This is a genomic window from Mesorhizobium sp. SEMIA396 (assembly GCF_024518615.1).
Classification (GTDB): domain Bacteria; phylum Pseudomonadota; class Alphaproteobacteria; order Rhizobiales; family Rhizobiaceae; genus Mesorhizobium.
Genome location: NZ_JANIFC010000033.1, coordinates 1 through 1,771 on the forward strand (window position 1 = coordinate 1; position 1,771 = coordinate 1,771).

The 1,771-nt window shown below is 58.3% G+C and carries 2 protein-coding genes and 1 pseudogene; all 3 read right to left on the reverse strand.

What is annotated here, in order from left to right; genetic code table 11:
* Positions 1-305: 305 nt before the first annotated feature.
* On the reverse strand, positions 306-491 hold the full coding sequence (locus tag NP503_RS33345; RefSeq protein ID WP_306256526.1) for a type II toxin-antitoxin system RelE/ParE family toxin: 186 nt from the start codon (positions 489-491) through the stop codon (positions 306-308).
* 123 nt (positions 492-614) lie between these two features.
* Positions 615-843: pseudogene (locus NP503_RS33145) on the reverse strand (type II toxin-antitoxin system ParD family antitoxin).
* A 249-nt stretch (positions 844-1,092) separates the two neighbouring features.
* The coding region (locus NP503_RS33150) for a hypothetical protein (protein WP_164749155.1) at positions 1,093-1,771 on the reverse strand (679 nt) is incomplete at its 5' end.

Here is a 1,771-nt window from a genome sequence, read left to right on the forward strand (position 1 = left end):
TCTTGAATTTCGCTAAGGGCAGGCTTAGAAGCAAACTTCTTCGTCGCCAGCGGCGAGCCGCCCTCGTTCGTGAGGCGTATATAGTCGCCACCAACGACAACTGTCAACACACATCGACAATGTTTTTTCGATTTCTCGTAGAGATATCCACCGGGCCGAAATTCATGAGTTGGCTTGGCTGAATTGTGGGCGGCGTTCTAGCGCCTACCATTCCTGTGATGCGTCCCGAGATCGAGGCGCTGATGTGTGCCATCGCACCCGTTGCGCCTGAAGGACTGCAGAGCAATTCTCCACCGAAGCGCCGTTTAGAGCCGGTCTTCGAGCAATTCCGGTGTGATGTTCCGGCCGGCGTAAAAGATGCCCAGGATCAGGACCCGCCCGCCCTCGACGGCAAAGGTAATGCTGACGCGGCGGTAGCCAACAATCCGCAGCCCAGGCATGATCTCGACCCGCTCGGTGCCCGCCGTGGAAACGTCGACAGGTCGAGACAATGGTGGCGGATACCCGTAATGAAATCCCAGGAGATCGCTGGCGGCGCACGTCCGGCTATATCATAGTAGAGTTGCTCCAGCTCGGCTTCTGCCCTGGGTGGAAGACAGTCCGACACTCCACCCCTACTTGGCTTTCGCCTGCTTCGCGCGATGACGCGCCTCCAGCCGGGAGAAAACCGTTTCGGCAGGGATTCCCTTCGATGGATCCTGCCGGGGTTCAGTTCGCCGCCCCGGTATCTCCTCGCGCAGCCTCGAAATCCTCAAGCATGCGCAGGCCCGCGCGGACAACCTCGCTGGCATTGTTGTAGCGGCCTGGTTCGAGCTGCTTCCTGATGAAAAGCGTGCGGGGAATATGGGAGTGATCCCGAACCTGGCGATAGATGTCAGCTATTAGCAAAAATTAGCAAAATTGGCTGATTCGGCCATGCCACACCTTGCGCCACTCATCCTCAGAGAATCACCCTTCACTTTGATTCGACTTGATCGAGGCGTCGCTTCAACGCCCCAGGCCGCTCGGCCAACGGCACTTGCGGCTATTGCGGCGTGACACACCCAACCGCCGGCGCGATCGAGGATCTACATGCAGGTCGATTCGCGGTCCTCAGTCATTGTCATGGCCGAGGGTGGCCACAAAAAGCCGGCTGAATAGAACACCACCCCCGACCCAATCATTTCCTATTTGATTGCAAGTCATCACCGGCATCACTGACCGATGCCCGATAAGAGGATCGGATGCTTCGTCTTTTTCGCCTCCGATTCGGTTGATCCGGTTATGGCGGCGGCTGGGCACTTCACTGCCAGTCCCCCGAACGCAAACGGCCCGCGGCTGCGGGCTGTTTTGAATTAGGTTTTGTTGAGAGGCTTGTTTTGTTGTCGTAGCTTGTCGGCTGAGGCCTCTTTGTGCGCCGACGAGTGCCGCTTGCAGGCACCATTGTCCCCCGAATGCGAACAGCCCGCTGGCTGGTGCCTGGCGAACTGTTTGTTTGGTGCAGATTGGTTTGCAGGGGACGGGATTGGTTTTTTTGTTCCGCAGCTTGGGCTTCGCCTTGTTGCGGGCGCCTGATCCGGGGCAATCGATGGCCAGCCCAGCCGAACGCAAACGGCCGGCGGGCATTGTGCCAGGCAGGCTGTTTTTGATTTGGTTTCGGGGACGGGATTTGAGTTTTCTGTCTTGCGGCTTGGGCTTGGCCTGCTTGGGGGCGCCTGATGACGGGTTAAACGCCGGCACCAGGGCAAAAAACAAAAGAGCCCGCACGAGGCGGGCTGTTTGTTTAGTGAGG